Origin of the sequence: Amnibacterium soli (assembly GCF_039544415.1) — a bacterium.
GTDB classification, from domain to species: Bacteria; Actinomycetota; Actinomycetes; order Actinomycetales; family Microbacteriaceae; genus Amnibacterium; species Amnibacterium soli.
This window is the reverse complement of record NZ_BAABLP010000001.1, coordinates 748,390-770,252: the sequence shown is the minus strand read 5'-3', so window position 1 is coordinate 770,252 and position 21,863 is coordinate 748,390. Positions and strand designations below refer to the sequence as shown.

Annotated in this window: 22 protein-coding genes; 8 read left to right on the top strand and 14 right to left on the bottom strand. The window is 74.8% G+C overall.

What is annotated here, in order from left to right:
• Nucleotides 1-37 precede the first annotated feature (37 nt).
• From ABEA53_RS03795 to ABEA53_RS03785, 3 genes are all read left to right on the top strand, one after another.
• The gene (locus ABEA53_RS03795) at nucleotides 38-1,693 is read left to right on the top strand and encodes an FAD-dependent oxidoreductase (RefSeq protein WP_345479620.1); all 1,656 of its coding nucleotides are present in this window, start codon (nucleotides 38-40) and stop codon (nucleotides 1,691-1,693) included.
• Nucleotides 1,694-1,791: 98 nt separating this feature from the next.
• Nucleotides 1,792-3,657 carry an MFS transporter gene (locus ABEA53_RS03790; RefSeq protein ID WP_345479619.1) on the top strand — a complete coding sequence of 622 codons (1,866 nt, stop codon included), beginning with the start codon at nucleotides 1,792-1,794 and terminating at the stop codon, nucleotides 3,655-3,657.
• On the top strand, nucleotides 3,654-4,121 hold the full coding sequence (locus ABEA53_RS03785) for a MarR family winged helix-turn-helix transcriptional regulator (protein ID WP_345479618.1): 468 nt from the start codon (nucleotides 3,654-3,656) through the stop codon (nucleotides 4,119-4,121). The genes ABEA53_RS03790 and ABEA53_RS03785 overlap by 4 nt, the downstream gene beginning before the upstream one ends.
• 54 nt (nucleotides 4,122-4,175) lie before the next feature.
• Here the strand turns inward: ABEA53_RS03785 and ABEA53_RS03780 are convergent, their stop codons facing one another.
• From ABEA53_RS03780 to ABEA53_RS03755, 6 genes are read right to left on the bottom strand one after another with little or no spacing between them, the layout of a single operon-like run.
• Entirely contained in the window at nucleotides 4,176-4,931 is a 756-nt protein-coding gene (locus tag ABEA53_RS03780) for an SseB family protein (protein WP_345479617.1), read from the bottom strand.
• Nucleotides 4,928-5,659 carry a bifunctional 1-(5-phosphoribosyl)-5-((5-phosphoribosylamino)methylideneamino)imidazole-4-carboxamide isomerase/phosphoribosylanthranilate isomerase PriA gene (gene priA / locus ABEA53_RS03775; protein ID WP_345479616.1) on the bottom strand — a complete coding sequence of 244 codons (732 nt, stop codon included), beginning with the start codon at nucleotides 5,657-5,659 and terminating at the stop codon, nucleotides 4,928-4,930. Before priA ends, ABEA53_RS03780 begins: the two co-directional genes overlap by 4 nt.
• A gap of 20 nt (nucleotides 5,660-5,679) precedes the next feature.
• Complete coding sequence (gene hisH, locus ABEA53_RS03770) at nucleotides 5,680-6,318, bottom strand: imidazole glycerol phosphate synthase subunit HisH (protein ID WP_345479614.1); 639 nt, start codon at nucleotides 6,316-6,318, stop codon at nucleotides 5,680-5,682.
• Nucleotides 6,315-6,914 (bottom strand): imidazoleglycerol-phosphate dehydratase HisB, encoded by a 600-nt coding sequence (gene hisB, locus ABEA53_RS03765; RefSeq protein ID WP_345479613.1) that lies wholly within the window; start codon nucleotides 6,912-6,914, stop codon nucleotides 6,315-6,317. The genes hisH and hisB overlap by 4 nt, the downstream gene beginning before the upstream one ends.
• Complete coding sequence (locus ABEA53_RS03760; RefSeq protein ID WP_345479612.1) at nucleotides 6,911-7,999, bottom strand: histidinol-phosphate transaminase; 1,089 nt, start codon at nucleotides 7,997-7,999, stop codon at nucleotides 6,911-6,913. The genes hisB and ABEA53_RS03760 overlap by 4 nt, the downstream gene beginning before the upstream one ends.
• A 53-nt stretch (nucleotides 8,000-8,052) precedes the next feature.
• On the bottom strand, nucleotides 8,053-8,562 hold the full coding sequence (locus ABEA53_RS03755) for a LysM peptidoglycan-binding domain-containing protein (protein ID WP_345479611.1): 510 nt from the start codon (nucleotides 8,560-8,562) through the stop codon (nucleotides 8,053-8,055).
• Nucleotides 8,563-8,759: 197 nt separating this feature from the next.
• Here ABEA53_RS03755 and lexA point away from each other — a divergent pair, with 197 nt between their 5' ends.
• The 4 genes from lexA (at nucleotide 8,760) to ABEA53_RS03735 (ending at nucleotide 12,042) form a co-directional block, all read left to right on the top strand.
• On the top strand, nucleotides 8,760-9,467 hold the full coding sequence (gene lexA, locus ABEA53_RS03750) for a transcriptional repressor LexA (RefSeq protein WP_345479610.1): 708 nt from the start codon (nucleotides 8,760-8,762) through the stop codon (nucleotides 9,465-9,467).
• 139 nt (nucleotides 9,468-9,606) lie between these two features.
• Nucleotides 9,607-10,533: an ABC transporter ATP-binding protein gene (locus ABEA53_RS03745; protein WP_345479683.1), complete on the top strand. Its 927-nt coding sequence runs from the start codon at nucleotides 9,607-9,609 to the stop codon at nucleotides 10,531-10,533.
• Complete coding sequence (locus tag ABEA53_RS03740) at nucleotides 10,530-11,333, top strand: hypothetical protein (RefSeq protein WP_345479609.1); 804 nt, start codon at nucleotides 10,530-10,532, stop codon at nucleotides 11,331-11,333. Before ABEA53_RS03745 ends, ABEA53_RS03740 begins: the two co-directional genes overlap by 4 nt.
• The gene (locus tag ABEA53_RS03735; protein WP_345479608.1) at nucleotides 11,326-12,042 is read left to right on the top strand and encodes a tyrosine-protein phosphatase; all 717 of its coding nucleotides are present in this window, start codon (nucleotides 11,326-11,328) and stop codon (nucleotides 12,040-12,042) included. Before ABEA53_RS03740 ends, ABEA53_RS03735 begins: the two co-directional genes overlap by 8 nt.
• Here ABEA53_RS03735 and ABEA53_RS03730 read toward each other — a convergent pair.
• Entirely contained in the window at nucleotides 12,039-12,980 is a 942-nt protein-coding gene (locus ABEA53_RS03730; RefSeq protein ID WP_345479607.1) for a DNA-3-methyladenine glycosylase family protein, read from the bottom strand. The two genes, ABEA53_RS03735 and ABEA53_RS03730, sit on opposite strands and share 4 nt — an antisense overlap.
• Nucleotides 12,981-13,005: 25 nt before the next feature.
• Nucleotides 13,006-14,418, bottom strand: a complete 1,413-nt coding sequence (hflX, locus tag ABEA53_RS03725; RefSeq protein ID WP_345479681.1) for a GTPase HflX — start codon at nucleotides 14,416-14,418, stop codon at nucleotides 13,006-13,008.
• A gap of 46 nt (nucleotides 14,419-14,464) precedes the next feature.
• Between hflX and ABEA53_RS03720 the strand changes: the two genes are divergently transcribed.
• Entirely contained in the window at nucleotides 14,465-15,067 is a 603-nt protein-coding gene (locus ABEA53_RS03720) for a class I SAM-dependent methyltransferase (RefSeq protein ID WP_345479606.1), read from the top strand.
• A gap of 22 nt (nucleotides 15,068-15,089) precedes the next feature.
• Here ABEA53_RS03720 and dapF read toward each other — a convergent pair whose 3' ends face one another.
• The 6 genes from dapF to recA form a co-directional block, all read right to left on the bottom strand.
• Nucleotides 15,090-15,956 (bottom strand): diaminopimelate epimerase, encoded by an 867-nt coding sequence (gene dapF / locus ABEA53_RS03715; protein WP_345479605.1) that lies wholly within the window; start codon nucleotides 15,954-15,956, stop codon nucleotides 15,090-15,092.
• A 10-nt stretch (nucleotides 15,957-15,966) separates the two neighbouring features.
• Nucleotides 15,967-17,145: an MFS transporter gene (locus ABEA53_RS03710; protein ID WP_345479603.1), complete on the bottom strand. Its 1,179-nt coding sequence runs from the start codon at nucleotides 17,143-17,145 to the stop codon at nucleotides 15,967-15,969.
• A gap of 89 nt (nucleotides 17,146-17,234) precedes the next feature.
• Nucleotides 17,235-18,158: a tRNA (adenosine(37)-N6)-dimethylallyltransferase MiaA gene (gene miaA / locus ABEA53_RS03705; protein ID WP_345479602.1), complete on the bottom strand. Its 924-nt coding sequence runs from the start codon at nucleotides 18,156-18,158 to the stop codon at nucleotides 17,235-17,237.
• 8 nt (nucleotides 18,159-18,166) lie between these two features.
• A complete protein-coding gene (gene miaB, locus ABEA53_RS03700; RefSeq protein WP_345479600.1) occupies nucleotides 18,167-19,675 on the bottom strand; it encodes a tRNA (N6-isopentenyl adenosine(37)-C2)-methylthiotransferase MiaB in 1,509 nt (502 codons plus the stop codon).
• A 90-nt stretch (nucleotides 19,676-19,765) separates the two neighbouring features.
• Nucleotides 19,766-20,500 (bottom strand): regulatory protein RecX, encoded by a 735-nt coding sequence (locus ABEA53_RS03695; protein ID WP_345479599.1) that lies wholly within the window; start codon nucleotides 20,498-20,500, stop codon nucleotides 19,766-19,768.
• A 3-nt stretch (nucleotides 20,501-20,503) separates the two neighbouring features.
• Nucleotides 20,504-21,616 carry a recombinase RecA gene (recA, locus tag ABEA53_RS03690; protein WP_345479598.1) on the bottom strand — a complete coding sequence of 371 codons (1,113 nt, stop codon included), beginning with the start codon at nucleotides 21,614-21,616 and terminating at the stop codon, nucleotides 20,504-20,506.
• Nucleotides 21,617-21,863 lie beyond the last annotated feature (247 nt).

Genomic DNA, 21,863 nt, shown 5'->3' with positions numbered 1-21,863 from the left:
CGTGACCGGTGGGGTCCGACCGGCGGAGGGAGCGCGGATGCGCGTGGTGATCGTGGGCGGCGTGGCCGCCGGGATGTCGGCGGCGACGCGGTTGCGCCGGCTCGACGAGTCGGCGGAGATCGTGGTGCTGGAGGCGGGCGACGAGGTCTCGTTCGCGAACTGCGGGCTGCCGTACCACGTGGGCGGCGTGATCGAGGAGCGCTCGGCGCTGCTGCGCGACGCGGACGGCCTCGCGACGCGCTTCCGCCTCGACATCCGCCTGCGGCACGAGGTGACCGCGCTCGACCGGGCGGCGAAGCGGGTGCACGTCCGCGCACCCGGCGGCGACGAGCTGCACCTCGACTACGACCGGCTGGTGCTGGCGGAGGGCGCAGCGGCGACGGCGCTGCCGTCCGACGGCTCGATCCCGGTGCACGCGCTACGCACCGTGGGCGACATGGACGGCCTGGTCGCGGCGGTCGAGCGCGGCGCCCGCACGGCGGTGGTCGCCGGCGGCGGCTACATCGGCGTCGAGGCCGCGGAGAACCTCGTGCGGCGCGGTCTGCGGGTGGTGCTCGCGGCGCAGGGCGACCAGGTGCTCGCTCGGAACCTCGACGCGGAGATGGCGGCGCCGGTGCACGAGGAGCTGCGCGCCAACGGCGTCGAGCTGCGCTTCGGCGCCGCGGTGACCGGGGTCGCCGACGGCGCGGCCCTGCTCGCGGACGGCGAGCGCCTGCCCGCCGACCTCCTGGTCGACGCGACGGGCGTCGCACCCCGCGCCGACCTCGCCGCACGGTCCGGGCTCGCGATCGGTCCGACCGGCGGCGTGGCCGTGGACGCGCTGCACCGCACCTCCGACCCCGACGTCCTCGCCGCGGGCGACGCCGTCGAGAAGCGGGACGCGGTCGACGGCGAGCCCGTCCTCGTCGCGCTCGCCGGCCTGGCGAACCGTCACGGCCGCGCGGTCGCCGACGTGATCGCCGGCGCCCCGGAGGAGGCCGCACCGGCGCTCGGCACGGCGATCGTCGGCGTGTTCGGGCTCGCGGTCGGGACGCTGGGCTGGACCGAGCGCCGGCTCCGAGCGGCGGGCAGGCCGCACCGCGTGCTCCACACGCACCCCGCGCAGCACGCCGGGTACTACCCGGGCGCGACGACGCTGTCGATCAAGCTGCTCGTCGACGCCGCGGACGACCGCGTGCTCGGCGCCCAGATCGTCGGGCGCGACGGCGTCGACAAGCGCATCGACGTGCTCGCCACCGCGATCGCGGGCGGCATCCCCGCCTCCGCGCTGTCCCGGCTCGAGCTGGCGTACGCGCCGCAGTTCGGGTCCGCGAAGGACCCCGTGAACCTCCTGGGCTACGTGGCGGGCAACCTCGCCGACGGCACCGCGAAGGCGGTGCAGTGGCACGAGCTGCCCGGGCTGCTGCGGGACGGCTGGACGCTGGTCGACGTGCGCAGCCCCGCCGAGTTCGCGGCCGGCGCCATCCCGGGGGCGGTGAACCTGCCGCTCGACGAGCTGCGCGAGCGGCACGGCGAGCTGCCGGAGGGCCGGATCGCCCTGCACTGCCAGGTCGGCCAGCGCGGCTGGACCGCGACCCGCCTCCTGTCCCAGCTCGGCCACGACGTCGCCAACCTCGACGGCGGCTACCGGACGTGGCGCGACGGGCAGGCGACGCGGCACCACGCGACGGAGGCCGGCGCCGACGCGGCGTGACCCCGGGAATCCTGGGGCGACTCATATAGTTGCCTGCAGGTAAGCATCCTCCCGGCCGACGGCGTCCGGTCCACCTCCGACTCCCGCCGAGGCATCTCTTGAGCACCACCGCGTCGGCCCCCAGCAGGGGCCTCTTCGACAAGGACCACCCGCACTACAAGTGGGTGGCCCTCAGCAACACCACGCTCGGCATGCTGATGGCGACGATCAACTCGTCGATCGTCCTCATCTCGCTGCCCGCGATCTTCAACGGGATCAAGCTGAACGCCCTCGACCCGGGCAACACCAGCTACCTGCTGTGGATGCTGATGGGCTTCATGCTCGTCACCGCGGTGCTCGTGGTCGGCTTCGGCCGGCTCGGCGACATGTACGGCCGCGTGAAGATCTACAACGCCGGCTTCGTGCTCTTCACGATCGGTGCGATCGCCCTGTCCCTCGATCCCTTCATGGAGGGGGCGGGCGCGCTCTGGCTGATCCTCTGGCGCGTGTTCCAGGGCATCGGCGCCGCCATGCTGTTCGCGAACTCGACCGCGATCCTCACCGACGCGTTCCCCGCCGAGCGCCGCGGCATGGCGCTCGGCATCAACCAGATCGCCGCGATCGCGGGCTCCTTCATCGGCCTGATCCTCGGCGGCCTGCTCGCGGTCATCGACTGGCGCGCGGTGTTCATCGTCTCGGTGCCGCTCGGCATCCTCGGCACGATCTGGTCCTACAAGTCCCTGCACGAGGTGGGCGACCGGAACCCGGGCTCGCTGGACATCCCCGGGAACCTGCTGTTCCTGCTGGGCCTCACGTCCCTGCTGACCGGCATCACCTACGGCATCCAGCCCTACGGGGACGACGCGACCGGCTGGCTGAACCCGTGGGTGCTCGGCAGCATCATCGGCGGCATCGTGCTGCTCGGCGTCTTCGTCGCCGTGGAGCTGCGCAGCCGCGCGCCGATGTTCCAGCTGCGCCTCTTCCAGTCCCGCCCGTTCGCGATGGCCAACCTGGCCGGCATCCTCGCCTCCGTCGGCCGCGGCGGGCTGCAGTTCATGCTCATAATCTGGCTGCAGGGCATCTGGCTGCCGCTGCACGGGTTCTCATACGAGGACACGCCCCTCTGGGCCGGCATCTACCTGCTGCCGCTCACCGTCGGCTTCCTGATCTCGGGTCCGGTGTCGGGCATCCTCTCCGACCGCTGGGGCGCCCGCGGCCTCGCGACGACCGGTCTGCTGCTCACCGCGGCGACGTTCGTGGCGCTGCTGCTGATCCCGGTGGACTTCGCCTACCCGGTGTTCGCGGTGATCACGTTCCTGAACGGCGTCGGTTCCGGCATGTTCGGTGCGCCGAACCGCGCCACGATCATGGGCAGCGTGCCCGCGAACCAGCGCGGCTCCGCCTCGGGCATGGCGGGCACGGTGCTGAACGCCGGCTCGTCGCTGTCCATCGGCATCTTCTTCTCGCTCATGGTCGCGGGCCTCGCCGGCTCCTTGCCGCAGGCGCTGCGGTCCGGCCTCACCGCCCACTCGGTGCCGGCGCGGGCCGCGGACGCGGTCGCGAACATCCCGCCCGTGGGCAGCCTGTTCGCGGCGTTCCTCGGCTACAACCCGATCGAGACGCTGCTCGGGCCGACCGGCCTGCTGAAGTCCCTGCCCGCCGCGGACTCCGCCGCCCTGACGGGCAAGGAGTTCTTCCCGAACCTCATCGCCGGCCCGTTCCACGACGGCCTGGTGATCGTGTTCATCGCGGCCGCCGCGATGTCCGTCATCGGCGCGGTGGCCACCCTCGCGGGCGGCGGCAAGCTCCGCGCGGAGCCGGTCGCGGCGACCGCCGGCGAGGCCCGCGGGGAGGCCGTGCTCGCCCAGGCGGACGACGCGATCGCCTATCGTGTGGCCCTGGCGCACGCCGAGCACGCGGACCGCGCCGAGTCGGCGGCGGCGTCGCACGACACGAGCAGCACGGAGGCGGATCGCGCGCGATGACCGATGAGCGGACGGGCTCGGCGGCGGAGGCCGCGGGACTGGCGGAGCGCCTGGCCTTCGTGGCCGGCAGCCTGAACCGCCGCCTGCGGCCGCCCGCCGAGGCCCTGACGCACGTCGCGCTCTCCGCGCTCGCCTCCATCGAGCGCTCCGGCGAGATCCGTCCGGGCGACCTCGCACGCGTCGAGGGCATCGCGGCGCCGGGCATGACCCGGCTCGTCGCCGACCTCGAGGGCCGCGGCCTCGTCGCCCGCGCCGCGGACCCGGACGACGGCCGGTCCCAGCTCATCCGGCTGACGCCCGACGGCGTCGCCGCCGTCGCGGAGGGCCGGCAGGCGCGGGCCACCGGAGTCGCGTCGATCCTGCAGGAGGTGCCGGCGGAGGAGCTGGCGACCCTCGAGCGCGCGGTCGGCGTGCTCGAGGCGGCGCTGCTGGCGGCCGCACCGGCCCCCGCCCGGACGCTCTAGCGCCGCGGGGTCGGTCTCGGCCGGTCCCGCGCGCCCGGGTTCAGCGCACCGGGTTCAGCAGAACGACGCCTCGAGGCGCACGGCCATCGAGTCGACCCGGCTGCGGACGACCGGGTCCTCGGTCCAGCGGCGCTGCACGCGCGCCATCAGCTCGGCGACCTGCTGCCGGTCCAGCGTCTCGTGGAGCACGACCACGACGAGCACCTCGGCGCCGTCGAGCGAGGCCCGCGGGTCGTCCGTGCCGACCCGGGCCGTCGTGACCGCCGGCTCGTCGGCGACCGCCCGGCGGAGGGCGGCGCCCACCTCCGGGTCGTGGAACGGCGCCGTCCACGGCACGTCCCTCGCGAGGGCCTCGAGCGTGCTGCGACGCAGCCCGAAGCGATCGGTCGCCGGGTCGATCACGACGAGCTCGGTGCCGTCGCTCGCGGCCCCGAGCGCGACCTGCCGGGCGGGCGCCGGCACCGGACGGGCGGAGGGGTTCCACGCGCGCATGGCGTCGGCGGAGGAGAACGCGGGCAGCACCCGGCGGCCGTCCGGTCCGGCGACCGTGACGAGCGCGAGCTCGGCCTGCTTGTCGAAGACGTGGCCCGACGCGGTCTCGCCCGTCGCGCCCACCTCAGCGAGCAGCGGCACGAGCAGCCGGGCCCCGCGCAGCGCGTCCACGACCGCCTCCGGCCCCGTCTCCCCCGCACGGAACGCCGCGAGGGCGGCGACGTAGCCGGCGTCCGCCGTGCCGTCGTCGCCCGCCCAGGGCGAGGGTTCGAAGGAGCGGCCCGCCCAGGGCCGCCCCGCCGAGTCGCTCCCGCTCACAGCGTCGCGGCGGCGAGGGCCTCGGTGAGGGTGAAGGCGCCCGTGTACAGCGCCTTGCCGACGATCGCGCCTTCGAGCCCGGCGTCGGTCAGGGACCGGAGCGCCCGCAGGTCGTCGACGGACGAGATGCCGCCGGAGGCGACGACCGGCTTGCCGGTGCGCTCGAGCACCTCGCCGAGCAGCTCGAGGTTCGGCCCGGCGAGGGTGCCGTCCTTGGCCACGTCGGTCACCACGTAGCGCGCGCAGCCGGCCTGCTCGAGGCGCTCGAGGACCTCCCACAGGTCGCCGCCCTCGCGGGTCCAGCCCCGGGCGGCGAGCGTCGTGCCGCGCACGTCGAGCCCCACCGCGATGCGGTCGCCGTAGAGCGCGATGACGCGCTCCGTCCACGCCGGGTCCTCGAGCGCCGCCGTGCCGATGTTCACGCGCTGGGCGCCGGTGGCCAGGGCGGCCTCCAGCGAGGCGTCGTCCCGGATGCCGCCGGACAGCTCGACCCGCACGTCCTCCACGCTGTCGATCACCGCCTGGATGACGCCCGCGTTGCTGCCGCGGCCGAACGCGGCGTCGAGGTCCACGAGGTGGATCCACGACGCGCCCTGCGACGCCCAGTCCCGCGCCGCCTCGATCGGGTCGCCGTAGCCGGTCTCGCTGCCGGCCTCGCCCTGCACGAGCCGCACGGCCTGGCCGCCGGCGACGTCGACGGCGGGCAGGAGCACCAGCGGGCGCTGCATGAAGGACGGGTCGGGATGGCTCACAGGGTCTCCAGCCAGTTGGTCAGCAGCCGGAGGCCGGCGGCCCCGGACTTCTCGGGGTGGAACTGCGTCGCCGCGAGCACGCCGTTCTCGACGGCGGCGACGAAGCGGCCGTTGTGCTCGCCCCAGGTGACGAGCGGCGCCGCGAGGCTGTTCGAGGGCTCGAGCGTCCACGTCCGGACGCCGTAGGAGTGCACGAAGTAGAAGCGCTCGTCGTGCAGGTCGGCGAACAGCCGCGACCCGGCCGGAGCGTCGACGAGGTCCCAGCCCATGTGCGGCAGGACCGGCGCCTCGAGCCGCTCGACGGTGCCCGGCCACTGGCCGAGCCCCTCGACCTCGTCGGGGCCCTCGAGGCCGCGGTCGAACAGCACCTGCAGGCCCACGCAGACTCCGAGCACCGGACGGCCTCCTGCGAGGCGCCGCTCGATCAGCTCCGGACCGCGGGCCGCCTGCAGCCCGGCCATCACCGCGCCGAACGCGCCGACGCCGGGGACGTAGAGGCCGTCCGCCTCCTGCACCGCGGCGCGGTCGGCCGTCAGCTCGACGTCCGCGCCCGCGGCCTCGAGCGCCTTGACGGCGGAGTGCACGTTGCCGCTGCCGTAGTCGAACACCACCACGCGCTTGGCGGACCCGGTCACAGCGCGCCCTTGGTGGAGGGCACGCCCGCCACCAGCGGGTCGTACGCCTTCGCCGCGCGGAAGGCGCGGGCGAAGGCCTTGAACTCGCTCTCGGCGATGTGGTGCGGGTCGCGGCCCGCGAGCACGTCGACGTGCGCGGTCATGCGGGCGTTGAAGACGATCGCCTCGAAGACGTGCCGCACCATCGAGCCGGTGAAGTGCCCGCCGATCAGGTGCAGCTCGAAGCCCGCGGGCTCGCCGCCGTGCACGAGGTACGGACGGCCCGACAGGTCGACGACCGCGCGCGTCAGCGCCTCGTCGAGGGGCACGGTCGCGTCGCCGTACCGCGCGATGCCGCGCTTGTCGCCGAGCGCCTCCCGGATCGCGTCGCCGAGCACGATGCCGACGTCCTCGGCCGTGTGGTGCACGTCGATCTCGGTGTCGCCGGAGGCGGTCACGGTCAGGTCCGTCAGCGAGTGCTTCGCGAACGCGGTCAGCAGGTGGTCGAGGAACGGCACGGAGGTGCGAACGCGCGAGGCGCCGGTGCCGTCCAGGTCGATCGACAGCTCGACCGACGACTCGGAGGTGGACCGGGAGCGGGAGGCGGTGCGGGTCATCGGGCACCCACCGGCGTGAGGGCGGCCATCGCGTCGAGGAACGCGTCGGTCTCGGCTGCGGTGCCCGCGCTGACGCGCAGCGCGCCGGGGATCGCGAGGTCGCGGATCAGCACGCCGCGGTCGAGGAGGCCCTGCCAGAGCGCCGCAGGGTCGTCGACGCCGCCGAACAGCAGGAAGTTCGTCCAGCTCGGCCAGACGCGGTAGCCGAGCGCCTCCAGCCCCGCCGCGGTGCGGTCCCGCTGCACCCGGATCTCGTCCACCATCCGCAGCATGAGCGGGGCGTGGGCGAGCGCGCCGAGCGCGGCGGCCTGCGTGATCGCGGACAGGTGGTACGGCAGGCGGACCAGCCGGAGCGCGTCGGTGAACGCCGGGTCGGCCGCGAGGTAGCCCAGCCGGGCGCCGGCGAAGGCGAACGCCTTGCTCATGGTGCGCGACACCGCGAGGCGCGGCCTGCCGGGCAGCAGGGTCAGCGCGCTCGGGGCGTCCGCCGGCATGAACTCGCCGTAGGCCTCGTCGACGACGAGCACGCCGTCGGTCGCGTCGTACGCGGCGCGGATCGTGTCGAGCCCGACCGGTGTGCCCGTCGGGTTGTTCGGGGCGGCCAGGATCACGATGTCCGGCCGCACCCGCTCGATCTCGTGCACCACGGTCTCGGGCGAGAGCCGGAAGTCGTCGTCCCGCACGCCCTCGACGACGGCCGTGCCGCTCGTCACCGCGTAGTTCGGGTACATGGAGTAGGTCGGCGGGAACGTCAGGAGCGTGCGGCCCGGACCGCCGAACGCCTGGAAGACGTGCTGCAGCACCTCGTTCGAGCCGTTCGCCGCCCAGAGCTGCGCCGGGCTCAGCCCGTGGCCGAGGTAGCCGGCGAGGGCCTCGCGCAGCGCCGTGAACTCCCGGTCCGGGTAGCGGTTGACCTCGTCGAGGGCCGCGGCGACGCGCTGCACGATCTCGGCGCGCACCTCGTCCGGCACCGGATGGGTGTTCTCGTTCACGTTGAGCGTCACGGGCACGTGCAGCTGAGGGGCGCCGTAGGCGGTCCGACCGACGAGGTCGGGACGCAGCGGCAGATCCGCGAGCGAGGTCACGTCCACGATTCTCGCAGACGGCGCCGTGCGGACTCCCCGGTGGCCCGTCGGGCTCAGGGCAGGGGCAGCACCAGGGTCGCGCCCGCGGCGACGACGCCGTCGCGCAGCCCGTTCGCGCGCTCGAGCGCGGCCACGGTGATGCGGGGGTCGGTGCGGGGCGCCACGCGCTCCGCGATCGACCAGAGGCTGTCACCGGTGCCGACGACCACCGTGCGGGCGGGCTCGACCCGGGGCGCCGCCTCGGCGGTGCCGGGCGCCGCCGCGAGGAGGACGCCCGAGAGCGCCAGGAGCGTCGGCAGCACGACCAGCACCACCCGCCCGCGGCGGGTCAGGCGCAGCCGCCTGCGCTCGGCCCGTCGGGCGTCCCGTGCGGTCCCGCCCACCGGAGCGGCCGGAGCCGCGGCGCGGGCGGCCGCGCGCTGCGGCGCCGGCACGGCGCGCGGATCGCGCGCCACCGGCAGCCGCTGCGCGCAGGCCGCCCCGCCCCGGACGGCGACGCGGCGCACGGCCACGGGCTCGACCGCTTCCTCGTACGTGACCCAGTCGTTCTGCACCGTGAACATCGCGATCCCCTCCCGCATCCGCCGTCGTGTTCGAACATAGCTTCGAGTGTTCGAACGGGCAAGCACATCTTCGAGCGGGGCACCGACAGCGGCGGACGGAGTCTCGAACACATGTTTGCGCTGGACGGGCCGAGCGAATAACATCGGTGTGACTCCCGATCAGGGGTCGCGCGGGGACGCGGGAGCGTGGAGGACCGATGACGGACGAGCAGACCGGCACTGCGCCCACCGGGACCGCGGTGGGCACCGAGCGCCGCACCCGACGGCGCACCTCGCTGTCGCCGAAGCAGCAGGCCATCCTCGAGGCGATCCAGCGGTCCGTCGCGACCCGCGGCTACCCGCCGAGCATGCGCGAGATCGGCGACGCGGTCGGCCTCGCGTCGCTCTCGAGCGTCACCCACCAGCTGAAGCAGCTCGAGCTCTCGGGCTACCTGCGCCGCGACCCGAAGCGCCCGCGGGCGCTCGAGGTGATCATCCCGGTGCCGACGTCGACCACCGTGGAGGCGGACGCGCCCTCCGTGCCCTTCGGCGACGCCGCGATGGTGCCCCTCGTCGGCCGGATCGCCGCGGGCATCCCGATCACGGCGGAGCAGCAGATCGACGAGGTCTTCCCGCTCCCCCGCCAGCTCGTCGGCAAGGGCGACCTCTTCATGCTCAAGGTCGTCGGCGAGTCGATGATCGAGGCCGCCATCTGCGACGGCGACTGGGTCGTCGTGCGGTCGCAGCAGACCGCGGACAACGGCGACATCGTCGCGGCGATGCTCGACGGCGAGGCGACCGTGAAGGTGTTCCGCCAGCGCGACGGCCACACCTGGCTGCTGCCGCGCAACAGCGCGTTCGAGCCGATCCTCGGCGACGAGGCCGTGGTGCTCGGCAAGGTCGTCGCGATCCTCCGCTCCGTGTGAGCGCGGGCTCCCGCGGCGCCGTGCCGCGGGAGCCCCCTCCTCCGCTCGGATGAACTTGGGGTCGGAACGACCCGCCCGTCCGCGGCCCCTCCTACGGTGGTCCGGGGTGCGCGGATCGACCGACGCCCGGGAGGGCGGCGTGATCGAGGCGACCGGACTGGTGAAGCGCTACGGCGCGAGGACCGCCGTGGCGGGGATCGACTTCCGGGTCCGGCCCGGCGTGGTCACGGGCTTCCTGGGCCCGAACGGCGCCGGCAAGTCGACGACGATGCGGATGATCGTGGGCCTCGACGCCCCGACCGCCGGCTCCGTCGTGGTGAACGGGCGGCGCTACCGCGACCACGGAGCCCCGCTGCACGAGGTCGGTGCGCTGCTCGAGGCGCGGGCCGCGCACCGCGGACGCACCGCCCGGAACCACCTCCGCGTGCTGGCGGCGACCCACGGCATCCCGGACCGGCGGGTCCAGGAGGTGATCGGCCTCGCGGGCCTGACCGACGTCGCGGACAAGCGCGTCGGCGGGTTCTCCCTCGGCATGGGCCAGCGGCTCGGCATCGCGGCCGCGCTGCTCGGCGACCCGGCCACGCTGATCCTCGACGAGCCGGTCAACGGGCTCGACCCCGACGGCGTGCGGTGGGTGCGCACGTTCGTCCGCGCCCTCGCGGCGGAGGGCCGCACGGTGCTGCTGTCGTCGCACCTGATGAGCGAGATGGCGCAGACCGCCGACCACGTCATCGTGCTCGGCAGGGGCCGCGTGCTCGCGGACACCCCGATCGCGGAGCTCATCGCCGGCGGCGGGTCGCGGGTGAGCGTCGCCTCGCCGCGCGGCACCGAGCTGGCCGCGCTGCTGCGGGCGCGAGGCGGCACGACCGCGCCGGACGCCGGCGAGCGCTTCGACGTGCGGGGGCTCGATGCGGCCGCGGTCGGCGAGCTGGCGGCGGGCGCCGGCATCGCGCTGCACGAGCTCACGACCGTGGGCTCGTCCCTGGAGGAGGTCTACATGTCGATGACCGCGGACGAGGTCGAGTACCGCAGCGCCGAGCCGACGACGGCCGGGAGCGCGGCGTGACCGCGGCGACGGCGGCCGCTCCCGCGGGCACCGGCGGCGTCGGCTTCGGCCGCGTGCTCCGCTCGGAGTGGCTGAAGCTCGTGACCGTCCGCAGCACCTTCTGGACCACCGCGGTCGCGCTGCTGCTCGCCGCGCTCACGGCGCTGCTCTTCGGCGCCGCGGTGGACCCGGGCTCGCAGGGCGGCACGGCGACGGCGCTGGACGGCTCGACCGTCAGCCTCAGCTTCGTCGCGCTGGTCGTCGGCGTGCTCGGCGTGCTCGCGATCGGCGGCGAGTACGCGACGCTGCAGATCCGCTCGTCCTACACCGCCGTGCCGCGCCGCTGGCCCGCGCTCGTGGCCAAGGCGCTGGTCGTGGCCGCCTGGTCGTTCGTGCTCGGGGCGGTCATCACGTTCGGCAGCTTCGGGCTCATCGCGGTGCTCTACGGCGGCAAGGGCGTCTCCGTCGGGCTGGACGGCGAGGCGGTCGGCGTGCTGATCGGTGGGGCCGTGTACCTCGCGGTGATCGGCGCGTTCGCCGTCGGGCTGGGCGCGCTCGTGCGCGCCTCCGCGGCCGGGATCACCGTGCTGACGGCGCTGCTCTTCGTCGCGCCGATCATCCTGGCGCTCATCGCGGGTGCGCTCCAGGCGGAGTGGGCCCTGCACGCGAACGACCTCCTGCTCTCCAACGCGGGTGGCGTGCTCTTCACGCGACCCGCCGAAGCCTCGATGGCGCTGTGGGCCGCGCTGCTCGCCCTCGCGGGCTGGCTGGCCGTGGTGTGGGTGCCCGCGCTGCTGCTCACGCAGCACCGCGATGTCTGAGCCGCTGCGGGTCGAGGGACTGCACAACGCGCGGGATCTCGACGGGCTGCCGCGGCGGGGCGGCGGCACCACGCCGAGCGGCGTCTTCGTGCGCTCCGAGCAGCCGGACCGGGTGCCGGACGGCGGGTGGACGGCGCTGCGGGCCCACGGGGTGCGCACCGTCCTCGATCTGCGGCAGCCCGGCGAGCGCGCGGACCACCGCGCCGCGGTGCCCGCCGGGACGGTGGACCTGCACGTCGACCACGACGGGCTCGAGCACGCCGCGTTCTGGGCCGGCTACTGGGACGACGGGCTCGTCGGGACGCCGCTCTACTACCTGCCGCACCTGGCCGCGATGCCGGAGCGCACCGTCGCGGTCCTGTCCGCGATCGCGACCGCACCCCCGGGCGCCGTGCTGTTCCACTGCGCCGGCGGCCGGGACCGCACGGGGCTCATCGCGGCGATCCTGCTCGTGCTCGCAGACGTCGAGGAGGACGCGATCGTCGCCGACTACCTCGAGACGATCGCCAACGCCGGGGCCCTCGCGATCGGGCAGGGGCGCCCGAGCAAGGAGGCGGCGGTCGCGGACCTGCTGGCCTCGCGCGGGACGACGTCGGAGGGGGCGTTCCGCGCCTTCCTCGCCGGCCTCGACGTGGCGGCGCTGCTCGCGCGGCTGCCGGCGGACCAGGCGGCGACGCTGCGGACGTGGCGGGGCGCCCTCGGCGGCTAGTCCACCGGCAGGGTGTTGACCGCGTGCACGCCGGTGGTCCAGAGGTACTGGACCGCGGAGGCGCGGTAGGGCGACCAGCGCCGTGAGCGGGCATCGAGCTCGCGCGGGCGGTCCGGCAGGCCGAGACGCCGCGCGGCGAGCACGACGCCGAGGTCGGCGGGCAGGAACGCGTCGCGGTCCCCGAGCGCCCGCATGAGGACCGTGTCGGCGGTCCAGGGGCCGATGCCCGGCAGCGCGAGCAGCGCGGCCCGCACCGCCGCCGGTTCGTCGCCGAGGTCCACGGCGCCGTCGGCGAGCGCGGTGGCGACGACGAGCAGCGTGCGGATGCGCGTCCGCGGCAGGCGCGCGACCTCCGCGACCCGCTCCGGCTCGGCCGCGAGCGCGGCGGCCTCCGGGAACAGGCGGGTCAGCCCGCCGCTCGGGGTCGGCAGCGGCCGGCCGAACGCGGCGACGAGCCGGGCGGCGTGCGTCCGCGCGGCGGCGGTCGACACCTGCTGGCCGAGCACGGCCCGCAGCACCATCGCGGCGGGGTCGAGCGTGCCCGGCACGCGCCGCCCGGGCGCCGCGGCCACCAGCGGCGCGAGCACCGGGTCGGCCTCGAGGACCGCGGCCATCGCCGACGGGTCGAGGTCCAGGTCGAAGGTGCGCCGCACCCGGCGCAGCGCCTCGTCCTCGTCGCGCGGGTCCTCCAGCCGCAGCTCGACGGGGACCTCGTCCCCGTCCGGCAGCCCGACCTCGATCACGGCGGCCCCGTGCGGCAGCCGCACCGCCGCGCGGTACGCGCCCTGCGCCCACTCCTCGACGCCGGGCACGGCGGTGGCCGCCAGGTGCCCGTAGAGGTTCGACGGGTCCAGCGGCGGCCGGAACCCGAGCCGGCGCTGCAGCGCCCCGGCCCGCTCCCCGACCCGAGGGGCCTCCGGGGAGGCGGGACGGGTCATCGGAGCGGGCGCGGGACGTGCCGGATCAGACGAGGTACGGCTCGAGCGCCGCGCGCTCCTCGTCGCCGACGAGGGCCTGGATCCGGGCGCCGGTCTCCTCGTAGACGGTCGCGAGCACGCGGCCCTTCTCGTGGATCATCGACACCAGGCCGCCCTCGTCGAACGGGATGAGCACCGTCACCTCGTGCCGCGGCACCGGCAGCTCGGCCGCGATGGTCGCCAGCAGCCGGTCGACGCCCTCGCCCGTGCGCGCCGACACGAACAGCGCAGTCGGCTCCATGCCGCGCAGCACCAGCCGGGTCGCCTCGTCGGCGAGGTCCGCCTTGTTGAACACGACCTGCTCGGGCACGTCGCGCGCGCCGACCTCGCTGATCACCTGGCGCACCGTCGCGAGCTGCGCAGCGGGGTCCGGGTGGGAGGCGTCGACCACGTGCAGCACCAGGTCGGCCTGCTCGACCTCCTCCAGCGTCGAGCGGAACGCCTCGACCAGCTGGTGGGGCAGGTTGCGCACGAACCCCACGGTGTCGACCAGCGTGTAGGGCCGGCCGTCCTCGGTCTCCGTGCGGCGCACGGTCGTGTCGAGGGTCGCGAACAGCGCGTTCTCGACGAGCGCGCCGGCCTTCGTGATCCGGTTCAGCAGGCTCGACTTGCCGGCGTTCGTGTACCCGGCGATCGCGACCGACGGCACGGCGTTGCGCACCCGGTTCTGCCGCTTGACGGCGCGCGCCGGCGCCATCTCGCCGATCTCGCGGCGCAGCTTCGCCATGCGGGAGTGGATGCGCCGCCGGTCGAGCTCGATCTTCGTCTCACCGGGACCGCGCGAGCCCATGCCGGCGCCCGCGCCGCCGACCTGGCCACCGGCCTGGCGGGACATCGAGTCGCCCCAGCCGCGGAGGCGCGGCAGCAGGTACTGCAGCTGCGCGAGCTCGACCTGCGCCTTGCCCTCGCGGCTCTTCGCGTGCTGGCTGAAGATGTCGAGGATCACCGCGGTGCGGTCGATCACCTTCACCTTCACGACGTCCTCGAGCGCGCGCCGCTGGCTCGGCGCCAGCTCGGTGTCGGCGATGACGGTGTCGGCGCCGACCATGCGGACGACGTCGCGCAGCTCCTCCGCCTTGCCGGAGCCGAAGTAGGTGGACGAGTCCGGGTGGTTGCGGCGCTGCAGCAGGCCGTCCATGACCTGGGCGCCGGCCGTCTCGGCGAGTGCCGCGAGCTCGCGGAGGCTCGTCTCGGCCTCGACCTGGCCTCGGGAGTAGACGCCGATCAGCACGACGCGCTCGAGGCGCAGCTGCCGGTACTCGACCTCGGTGACGTCCTCGAGCTCGGTGGAGAGGCCCTGGACGCGGCGGAGCGACTGGCGCTCCTCGAGGTCGAACTGCTCGCCGTCGAAGTCGTCGTGCGTCGCGTCGATCGCGCGCTCGATGTCGGTGGTGGGGATGGTGTCGGTCAAGACCCCTCCGATTTCAGTGGTTCGATGATCCGTCGTGGATGGGGAGCACTACTTCTCGGCGTCGCCGGCCGGTGAGGCCCGCGAGCGCACGATCCGCGTCGTGCTCCAGGGCGAGGCGTTCGCGCTGCGGACCGCCGACGGCGTGTTCAGCGCGGAGCACCTCGACGGTGGGACCGCCGTGCTGCTCGCGACAGTGCCTCCTCCTGCGACGGAGGGGGATCTGCTGGACCTCGGCTGCGGCTGGGGTCCGATCGCGATCGCGATGGCCAGGCGGTCTCCCGGTGCTTCGGTGTGGGCGGTGGATGTGAACGAGCGCGCCCTCACGCTCGCCGCCGCGAATGCCCTCATCGCCGGCGTAGATGTCAAGACCGCATCGCCCCACGATATTCCTGAGGACGTGCGGTTCGCGACGATCTGGTCCAATCCGCCGATCCGCATCGGCAAAGCGTCGCTGCACGACCTGCTGAGCACCTGGCTGCCGCGGCTCGCGACCGGCGGGTCGGCGTGGCTGGTGGTCGCGAAGCACCTCGGCGGCGACTCGCTGCAGCGCTGGATCGCGGAGTCGTTCCCCGAGCTGGCCGTCAGCCGTGCAGCGACGGACAAGGGCTTCCGCGTCCTGCGCGTCGACCGCCCCTGAGCCTCGGGGCGCTCGAGCGAGGTCAGATCTCGACGACCCCGGAGTAGACGAGCTCCGCGGGGCCGGACAGCGACACGTGCTCGCCGTCCTCCGCGGCGAACATCCGCACGCCGAGCACGCCGCCCGGCACGGTGACGCGCCAGTCGTCCGGTGCGCCGGTGCCGGCCCAGATGCGGGTGGCCAGGGCCGCGGCGACCGCGCCGGTGCCGCACGACAGGGTCTCGCCGCTCCCCCGCTCGTGGACGCGCATCCGGATGCGCGCGACGCCGTCCACCACCAGCGGGTCCTCGGGCCGCACCAGCTCCACGTTCGCGCCCGCGGGCGGGGGCGGGTCGAGGACCGGCGGCGCCGTCAGGTCGGCTCCCGCGAGCTCCTCGTCGTCGCCGAGGGCCACCACGACGTGCGGGTTGGGCACGTCGATCGCCTGGCCGGGGCGGACCACGTCGACGCCCGCGACGCGCACGGCCACGTCGTCGGATCCCCGCGTCCAGCGGCCGAGGTCGGCCGCGAAGCCGGTCGCGGTCCGCTGCACGGTCATCACGCCGCCGCGGGTCAGGATGGCGATCGAGGCGCCGTGGGGCAGCTCCGCGAGGCCCTCCTGCAGCAGGAAGGCCGTGAACACGCGGATGCCGTTGCCGCACATCTCGGCGACGGAGCCGTCCGCGTTCCGGTAGTCCATGAACCAGTCGACGTCGGGGTCGCCGGCGGGCGCGCTCGAGTCGGCGCCGACCCGCACCGCGCGGAGGAGGCCGTCCGCGCCGATGCCGAGGTGCCGGTCGCAGAGCCGCGCGATCTCGCTGGGGGCGAGGTCGATCTCGCCGTCGGGATCGGCGACGAGCACGAAGTCGTTCCCGGTGCCGTGCCCCTTCGTGAATCGGAGCTCGGCCATGCGGTGGAGCCTAGCGAGCGTGCGCCGGGCGGACGTCCGAGCCGAGCGCCGCCGGCCGACGGTGCACGGCGCGGCGGGTCGTCACCGCGGCGACGACGGCTGCGACGAGCAGCAGGCCGCCGGCGATCAGGAACGCCGCGTCCGGCGCGGTCCCGGCGACGAGCGAGCCGATCGCGGCGCCGACGATCAGCACCGCGACCTGCACCGCGAAGACCGCGGGCACGCGGGTCGGCGGCACGAAGCGGTCGAGCAGCAGGGCGGACCCGAGCGACTGCACCGCGGTGGCGAGGCCGAGCACGACGGCCGCGGTGACCGCGCCCGCCCCGGCCACGAGCACCAGGTAGACGCCGGCCATGACCGCCGTGCCGGCCAGCAGCATGGGCGTCGCGGACCGCGGGCCGACGCGCCCGCCGACGAGCACCGCCCCCGCGACCTCGGCGAGGGCGAGCAGCGCGAACGCGGCGCCGCTGGCCGCCGCGCCGGATCGGACGGGCACCAGCACCTGCAGCGTCCCGATCCCGAAGCCGGCCGAGGCGGCGATCCCCAGCAGCACGAGGACCCCGCGCCCGGCGACCGTCCGGCCGACGTGGGCCGGCACCCCGGCTGGGGCGGCAGCGGGACGCCCCCGGTGGGCGGCGGCGAGCAGCAGCGCAGCACCCAGCCCGAGCGCGGCGGCCAGCGCGGGCGCCACCGCGACGAAGCCGGTGGAGGCGAGGGCCGCGGCCACGAGGGGACCGATCGCGATGCCGGCCTGGAAGAGCACGTTGACCAGGGCGTAGGCGCCGGGCCGGTCGGCGCCGGGCACCGAGGTGGCGAACCGCCCGCGGACCGCGGGGGTGATCGCGGGGATCGCCAGGCCGGCGAGTGCCGACCCGGCCAGGGCGGCGCCGGTGGTGCCGGACCCGCCGTGCAGCAGCACCGCGGCGACGAGGCCGAGCACCGCGAAGGCGGGCAGCAGCACGCTCGCGCGCACGCGGGCCAGCAGCGCGCCCTGGGTGACGACGCCGATCGCGTTGCCGGCGCCGAAGACGGCGGCCAGCAGCCCGGCGTCGGCCGCGGACCCGCCCGCGTCGAGCGCGCCGAGCACGATGGCGAGCGGCCACATCCCGATCGGGACGGCGCCGACCAGCGCGGCGATCAGGGAGACGGCGGTTGAGGGCTGCCGAAGGAGTCGGCCGTAGGTGCGCACGCAGGGTCCTTCGACGAGACCCACCCGCCCGGAAGAGACTGCTTCCTCAGGAGGCCGCTCGGCGACCTGCACCCAGGGTACCCGGGGCGTCAGCCGGCGGCGCGCGCGGCCGCGTCGAGCACCCGCGCGGCCCGGTCGTCGGCGAGGCCGTCGATCGCGACCGCCTCCGCGTCACGGGCGAACCACGCGCGCTGCCGCCGCACGAGCCGCCAGGTCAGGCGCACCGTCTCGGCCAGCCCCTCCTCGCGGTCCATCGTGCCCGTGAGCACGGCGATCGCCTGCGCGTACCCGATCGCGCGCGAGGCCGTCTGGCCGTCGGCCAGGCCCTCCGGCAGCAGCGACCGCACCTCGTCCAGCAGCGCGTCGTCCCGCCACATCGCCTCCGCGCGGCGGATCAGCCGCTCCGCGAGGGGCTCCTTCGGCACGTCGACGACGAAGCGGACGGCAGGGCGCCAGAGCGGGGCCGCCTCGGGCAGGGAGGCCGCGAAGGGCCGGCCCGTGAGGCCGACGACCTCCAGCGCGCGCACGACCTTGCGCAGGTTCGCCGGGTGGATGCGGCCCGCGGCCTCCGGATCCTGCTCCGCCAGCCGACGCCACAGCGCGTCGGCGCCCAGCGCCTCCGCCTGCTGCTCGAGCTCGGCCCGCAGGTCGGGATCGGTCGCCGGGAACTCGAGCTCGCGCACGACGGACTCGACGTAGAGGCCGGAGCCGCCGACGAGGATCGGCGTCGCGCCACGGGCCTCGACGTCGGCGATCGCCGCCCGGGCGGCCTCCCGGTAGACGGCGACGCTCGCGGTCTCGGTCACCGCCCAGAGGTCGAGCAGGTGGTGCGGCACGCCGCGGCGCTCCTCGGGCGGCGCCTTCGCGGTGCCGACGTCCATCCCCCGGTACAGCTGCATGGCGTCGGCGTTGACCACCTCGGCGGCACCGCCGCGCGCGGCGATCGCCTCGGCCACCTCGATCGACAGCCCGGTCTTGCCCGTCCCCGTGGCGCCGCCCAGCACGAGCAGCACGCCCGCCCCTAGCCGAGCAGGGAGGGCCGGCGGCCGGGCAGGCCCAGGGAGATCGCGCGTGTGCCGCCGGTGGGGGCGGGGACGGCGCAGGAGGCGGCCTCGCGGGCGTCCCACGCGTCGCCGGCGCGCGTGCGCCGGAGGCGGACGTCCTCGAGCCCGGCGGCGTCCGCGATGAGGAACGCCGGGGCCGCGTCGGTCACCCGCACGGTGACGAGGTCGCCCGGGCGGGGCCGGGGTGCGCCGTCGGGCAGCCCGACGTGCACCAGCCGGTTGTCGCGCGCCCGGCCCGACAAGCGGTGGGTGGCGCCGTCCTTGCGGCCCTCGCCGCTGCCGACGAGCACCTCCACCTCCGAGCCGATCAGGTCGCGGTTGCCCGACCAGGACAGCTGCTCCTGCAGCGCCGTGAGCCGCTCGTACCGCTCCTGCACCACGTGCTTCGGCACCTGGTCGGGCATCGTCGCCGCGGGCGTGCCCGGCCGGATCGAGTACTGGAACGTGAACGCGGAGGCGAAGCGGGACCGCTCCACGACCCGGAGGGTGTCCTCGAAGTCCTCGTCGGTCTCGCCGGGGAAGCCGACGATGATGTCGGTCGTGATCGCGGCGTCCGGGATGCGGTCGCGCACCGCGTCGAGGATCCGCAGGTACCGGTCGGACCGGTAGGAGCGCCGCATCGCCTTGAGCACGCGGTCGCTGCCCGACTGCAGCGGCATGTGCAGCTGCGGCATCACGGCCTCGGTCTCCGCCATCGCGTCGATCACGTCGTCGGTGAACGCGGCAGGGTGCGGGCTGGTGAACCGCACCCGCTCGAGGCCCTCGATGCCGCCCGTGGCGCGGAGCAGCTTGCCGAACGCCTGCCGGTCGCCGAACTGCACGCCGTAGGTGTTGACGTTCTGGCCGAGCAGGGTGACCTCGATCGCGCCGTCGTCGACCAGGGCCTCGATCTCGGCGAGCACGTCGCCCGGCCTCCGGTCCTGCTCCTTGCCGCGCAGCGACGGCACGATGCAGAACGTGCACGTGTTGTTGCAGCCCACGGCGATCGAGACCCACCCGCTGTAGGTGGACTCGCGCTTCGTGGGCAGGGTGGAGGGGAAGACCTCGAGCGCCTCGAGGATCTCGATCTGCGCCTCGTGGTTGTGCCGGGCGCGGTCGAGCAGCTTCGGCAGCGCGCCGACGTTGTGCGTGCCGAACACGACGTCGACCCAGGGCGCCTTCTCGAGGATCGCCGAGCGGTCCTTCTGCGCGAGGCAGCCGCCCACCGCGATCTGGAACCCGTCGTGGTCGCGCTTCACCTTCGCCAGGTGCCCGAGGTTGCCGTACAGCCGGTTGTCCGCGTTCTCACGCACCGCGCACGTGTTCAGCACCACGACGTCGGGCTGCTCGCCCGGGCCGGCCGCGGTGTAGCCCGCCGCCTCGAGCGACCCGGCGAGCCGCTCCGAGTCGTGCACGTTCATCTGGCAGCCGTAGGTGCGCACCTCGTAGGTGCGCGACGGGGCCTCGAGGAGGTCGGTGGCGCTCACCAGAGCAGTGTAGGAACCAGGCGGGCGCTCCCCCGTGCTCCCGGGCCGCGCGAGGAGCGCGCGGCCCGGTCGATCACCGGGACGCCTGCTTCAGCGCAGCCCTGCGGAGGCGAGCGCCGCCCGCACCGCGGTGCGCACGGACGAGCCGGAGTACCCCTTGCGCATGAGGTACGCCGTGAGCCGCCGCTCGGCGACGTCGGGCGCGAGGGAGCCGAGCCGACGGGCGCGGTCCTCCGCGACCTCGAGCAGTCGCGCTTCGGCGACGTCCTCGTCCTCCGCCTGCTCCACCAGCACGGCGTCGATGACGGCCTGCGGCACCAGGCGGCCGCGCAGCGTCGACCGGATCGCCTGGTCGCCCAGGCCCTTCCGCTCGCGCAGCCGGTCGACGAGCCGCACGGCGAACGCCGCGTCGTCGACGAGCCCTGCCCGGCGCAGCCGGTCCAGCTCCGCTTCGACGTCCTGCTCCTCGAGTCCCTTCGCGACGAGCTTCGCCCGGATCTCGCCCTCGGACGCGTCGTGCCGGGTGAGGGCCGCGATCGCGACGTTCTCCGCCCGCTTCGACGCGCGCGTCGAGGTCGGCTCCGGCGGCGGCGCGGCGACCGACCCCTCGTCGACGCCCGGCACGGTCCAGCGGGGCTGGTCGACCGGGCCGACGGCCTGCTCGGCCCGGCGACGCGCGTCGGGGCCGGCCACGCGCTCGATGTCGTCGAGGGTCTGCTCCGCGACCTCGCGCGGCAGCCGGGAGGGGGCCGAGCGACGCTCGACCCCCTCCTCCTGCGCGTCGCCGCTCGCCCGGGCCCCGGGGAACTGCAACAGCTCACCCATGGATCAGGCGCCCACCTTGCGGGCCACCGGCGTGCGGGCCTGGATCGGCTCCACCGGCGCGGCGGCCGGACCGGCGGCAGCGGCGGCAGCCGCCGCCTCGTCCGCGTTCTGCTGCTTGTACGCGCCCACGCCGAGCTTCTTGAGGATCTTCTGCTCGATCTCGTTGGCGATGTCCGCGTTCTTCAGCAGGAAGTCGCGCGCCTTCTCCTTGCCCTGGCCGAGCTGGTCGCCCTCGTACGTGTACCAGGCGCCCGACTTCTTGACGATGCCGTGCTCGACGCCGAAGTCGATCAGGCTGCCCTCGCGGGAGATGCCGACGCCGTAGAGGATGTCGAACTCGGCCTGCTTGAAGGGCGGCGCCATCTTGTTCTTGACGACCTTGACGCGGGTGCGGTTGCCGACCGCCTCGGTGCCGTCCTTCAGCGTCTCGATGCGGCGGATGTCGAGCCGGACCGACGCGTAGAACTTCAGCGCCTTGCCGCCCGCGGTGGTCTCGGGGCTGCCGAAGAAGACGCCGATCTTCTCGCGCAGCTGGTTGATGAAGATCGCGGTGGTCTTCGTCTGGTTCAGGCCACCGGTGAGCTTGCGGAGCGCCTGGGACATGAGGCGGGCCTGCAGACCGACGTGGCTGTCGCCCATCTCGCCCTCGATCTCGGCCTTCGGCACGAGCGCCGCGACGGAGTCGATGACGATGAGGTCGATCGAGCCCGACCGGATCAGCATGTCCGCGATCTCGAGCGCCTGCTCACCCGTGTCGGGCTGCGAGACGAGCATCGCGTCGATGTCGACGCCGAGCTTGCGGGCGTACTCGGGGTCGAGCGCGTGCTCCGCGTCGATGAACGCCGCGATGCCGCCGGCGCGCTGCGCGTTGGCGATGGCGTGCAGGGTCAGGGTCGTCTTGCCGGAGGACTCCGGCCCGTAGATCTCGACGATGCGGCCGCGGGGCAGACCGCCGACGCCGAGCGCGACGTCGAGGGCGATCGAGCCGGTCGGGATGACCTCGACGGGCGCGCGCTCGTCGCTGCCGAGGCGCATGACCGAGCCCTTGCCGAACTGGCGGTCGATCTGGGCGAGCGCGGTCTCGAGGGCCTTCTCGCGGTCGGTGATGGATGGCATGGAAGGTCTCTCCTCGTGATCTGCGCGCCCGGTGTCCCGGGGCGCTCGGCTGCCCATCGGCTGTCGTCCCCGATGCGGAATCGACAGGGCTGGCGGCACTCCGCCTGTCTGGATCCGACTGTACGAACCCCCTCCGACACCGGGTGGCGGAGGAGGCGCGCGACGGCCGGAGACCGACAGGAGCACCTGGGGAGGAGCGTAATTCCACTCGAACAGGACTTCGAGCGACACGCCGAGGAAGAACCAC